General features: G+C 66.9%; 3 protein-coding genes and 1 pseudogene. 1 reads left to right on the top strand and 3 read right to left on the bottom strand.

Annotated features, from left to right (window positions below):
- The 3 genes from DBR22_RS17575 to DBR22_RS17585 all read right to left on the bottom strand — a co-directional run.
- Nucleotides 1-1,013 (bottom strand): Gfo/Idh/MocA family protein (locus DBR22_RS17575; protein WP_108600082.1); only part of this gene is annotated, 1,013 nt, incomplete at its 3' end.
- 9 nt (nucleotides 1,014-1,022) lie between these two features.
- A complete protein-coding gene (locus tag DBR22_RS17580; RefSeq protein ID WP_108600083.1) occupies nucleotides 1,023-2,153 on the bottom strand; it encodes a Gfo/Idh/MocA family protein in 1,131 nt (376 codons plus the stop codon).
- Nucleotides 2,150-2,908 carry a sugar phosphate isomerase/epimerase family protein gene (locus tag DBR22_RS17585; RefSeq protein WP_108600084.1) on the bottom strand — a complete coding sequence of 253 codons (759 nt, stop codon included), beginning with the start codon at nucleotides 2,906-2,908 and terminating at the stop codon, nucleotides 2,150-2,152. The genes DBR22_RS17580 and DBR22_RS17585 overlap by 4 nt, the downstream gene beginning before the upstream one ends.
- Nucleotides 2,909-3,042: 134 nt before the next feature.
- Between DBR22_RS17585 and DBR22_RS17590 the strand changes: the two are divergent.
- Nucleotides 3,043-3,436 (top strand): annotated as a pseudogene (locus DBR22_RS17590) (sugar kinase); the annotation flags it as partial.

Below are 3,436 nucleotides of genomic sequence, written 5' to 3' on the forward strand. Positions count from 1 at the left end.
ATGTGGCCCTGCGGCCACCAGGCGTCCAGGTAGGGGTGTTCGGGTTCGGTGACCAGGATCCGGCCGAAGCCCTGTTCCCGGGCCGGTGCGGTGGCGTCGAGGAAGCGGAGTTCGTTGAGGTTTTCGAGGTCGAACATCAGGGAGCCCTTGTCGCCGTAGATCTCCAATTGCAGCGAGTTCTTCCGGCCGGTGGCTACCCGGGACACTTCCACCGAGGCGATTGCCCCGGAGGCGAGGGACAGCGTTGCCCAGGCGGCGTCGTCGACCGTGACATCCTCCAGACCGGCAGCGGGACCGCCTGCACCGGGGCGGCGGGTGGTGAACGTGTGGGTCCGGCCGGAGACTTCCGTGGCCGTATCCCCGAGCAGGAACAGGACCTGGTCGATGGCGTGCGACGCGATGTCGCCCAGCGCCCCGGACCCCGCCGCTTCCTTCCTGAGCCGCCAGGTCATGGGCGTTGATTCGTCCGCGAGCCAGTCCTGGAGGTAGGCGGCGCGGACATGCCGGACGGTCCCCAGCCTGCCTTCGGCGATCAGCTCCTTCGCCAGGGCAAGGGCGGGGACGCGGCGGTAGGTGAACCCGACCATCGACTGGACGCCCCTGGCCCTGGCGGCCCGGGCCGCGGCGGTCATGGCCTCAGCCTCGGCCAGGGTGTTGGCGAGCGGCTTCTCCAGGAGGACGTGCTTGCCGGCCTCGAGCGCTGCGATGGCGATCTCGGCGTGCAGCCAGCCCGGCGCGCAGATATCGACGATCTGGATGTCGTCCCGTTCCAGGACAGTGCGCCAGTCCGTGGCGGTCTCAGCCCAGCCGTACTTCCCGGCGGCGTCGGCCACCCCGGCGGCATCCCGGCCCACCAGGACTTTCTGCTCGAACGCCGGCACCTCGAAGTAGCCGGCAACGTTGCGCCAGGCGTTCGAATGGGCCTTGCCCATAAACGCGTAGCCGATCATCGCCACACCCAGTGGTTTTGCGTCCGGCTGCGGGGTGGCGGGGAGTGAATCCGGTGGAGTCATGATGAATTCCTAAAGGGTGGCTGTTTCCGGCGCCCAGTCCTCGGGGACAGCCGGGGATGCGGGAGCGGAGCTGTTGACATCCACGAACGTGCCGGAGTCCATTGACTCGGTGATCGAGACCATGGAATCCAGGACGTGGTAGGCGAGGTCTCCCGTGGCGCGGTGGGGGACGCCGGCGCGCAGTGAACGCGCCATGTCCAGGACGCCCATGCCGCGGCCGTTCGCCGGACCCGTTGCCGGAACATTAGTCCAGTCCTCGTCCCCGGCCCGCCAGAGCCGGAGGTCGCCGTCGAAATGGTTGGGATCCGGCAGCGAAAGCGTGGCCTCGGTGCCGGTGATTTCCACGAAACCCATGCGGACTCGCGGCGATTCGAAGGAGAAGACACTGTGGGAGGAGGCGCCGTTTTCGAACTGAGCCATCGCGGAAACGTGGGTAGGCACGTCCACGGTGAATTCCTCGCCGGCCTTGGGTCCGGAACCGATGACGCGGACCTCCTTGGATTTGGATCCGACGGCGGCCACCTTGCGGATGGAGCCGAACGTCTGGACCAGGGCGGTGAGGTAGTACGGGCCCATGTCGAACAGCGGACCGGCGCCGGACTGGAACAGGAAGGCCGGGTTGGGGTGCCAGGCCTCCGGGCCGGGCGTCTGGAACGTGGTCATGGCGGTCAGCGGAGTGCCGATGTCGCCGCGCTCGATGATCCGCCGCGCCGTCTGCAACCCTGCACCGAGGAAGGTGTCCGGGGCGCAGCCAAGACGGATCCCGGCGTCGTCGGCGGTCTTCAACAGACCCAGGCCGGACTCACGGTCCAGCGAGAACGGCTTTTCCGTCCAGACATGCTTGCCTGCCTGGACGGCGGCAGTGGCAACCTCCACGTGGGCCGCCGGGATAGTCAGGTTGACGATGATTTCGACGTCGGGGTGGTTCAGTGCGGCGTCAACGCCGCCCCACTCCGGGATGCCGTATTCCTTGGCACGCGACTGGGCGGCCTCCTCGAATAAGTCGGCAATGACGAGCACTTTGAGGTCGGGGAAGACAGTGAGGTTGTCCAGATACTGCTTGCTGATGTTTCCGGCCCCGATGACGGCGACGCCCACCGGCCCACGGCCTGAGGCTGCCCCTGTACCTGCCGGGCTCATGCCTTGCCGCCCTCGGCTGCGGAAGCGTCGGCGGCGTTCAGGAAGGCGAGGCTCTCGGCGATTCCTTCGAAAATGTCCCCGTCATAGTCATCAAACTCCACCACGCCGGTCTCCAGGGATTGTGCCGCGGCAATGACATCCAGAACGGCAACCTTGCCCTTGCCGGCGGGCTGCTGGGCCTCGGTGTCGGTGGTCAGCGGCCCGTCCTTGACGTGGATGAGCTTCACCCGGTCCCCGAGCTTGCCCAGGATGTCCACGGGGTCCCGTCCGCCCACGGCCACCCAGTAGGTGTCCACCTCGAGGACGAGTTCGGGGTCCAGGAGATCGGCGAAGTACTCCAAGGCCGTGCGCCCCTCGATGGTGGACTCCAACTCCCATGCATGGTTGTGGTAACCCACGCGGATGCCGTATTCAGCGCCTTTTTTGGCGGCGGCGTTGAGCCCGGCCGCGGTGGCCTGGATGTCCTCAGCGGTCTGCCAGCGCTCGGCTGCGATGAACGGGTCGATGACGGTGCTGATGCCCAAATCCCTGGCTGCGGCGAAGATTTCATCCTGGTCCTGGCTGAGCAGGGGTGCGTGGCCGGACGGCGCGGTGAGGCCGTTCTCCTTCAGGGCAGCGCCAAGTTCCTTGGCAGTGGCGACGAAGTTGTACGGCTCCACCTGCGTGAAGCCGATCCCGGCCACCCGCCGGATGGTGCCCGGGAGGTCCTCCTGGATGGCAGAGCGCAGGGTGTACAGCTGGAGTGAGTACGGCATGGGGCTCTCCTGAAGTGACGACGATTTCCCCTAAAGCTAAGGCGACTTTTGCCGAACGTCAAGCAAAAGGTGCTGGTGAGTTGATTTTCTTTCCCCGCGTGACATGCAGAACCCCTGTGTGTTATCCATGATTCATGACCACGCACCCCGGCCCCTTCCAGGCTGCAGCAGATTCAGGCGGCAACCTGGCGCGCGCCGGTGACCTCTTCCAGCTGTTGCGGGACGGCAAGGCACGTACCCGCGCCGACCTCGCCCTGACGACGGGGCTGGCGCGCTCCACCGTGGCATCCAGGATCGATGCCTTGCTCCTGTCCGGACTGGTGGGTCCCGCGGGGGAGGCGAATTCCAGTGGCGGCAGGCCGCCGTCGCGCTTTGCCTTCAACCCGGCAGCACGGGCCGTACTGGCCGTCGACGTCGGGGCCACCCACGTGATCGTTGCCGTCACTGATCTCAGCGGCCGGGTGCTGGCCGAGCAGCGACTTGCCCAGGATGTGGCCGCAGGTCCGGAGGCCGTGCTGGACCGTGTGG

Origin of the sequence: Arthrobacter sp. HMWF013 (assembly GCF_003061105.1) — a bacterium.
Taxonomy (GTDB): Bacteria; Actinomycetota; Actinomycetes; order Actinomycetales; family Micrococcaceae; genus Arthrobacter.

Excerpts from the sequence above, each read along its gene's own strand:
- DBR22_RS17585 (WP_108600084.1), bottom strand. The coding sequence starts at position 2,908 with ATGCCGTACTCACTCCAGCTGTACACCCTGCGCTCTGCCATCCAGGAG.
- DBR22_RS17580 (WP_108600083.1), bottom strand. The coding sequence starts at position 2,153 with ATGAGCCCGGCAGGTACAGGGGCAGCCTCAGGCCGTGGGCCGGTGGGC.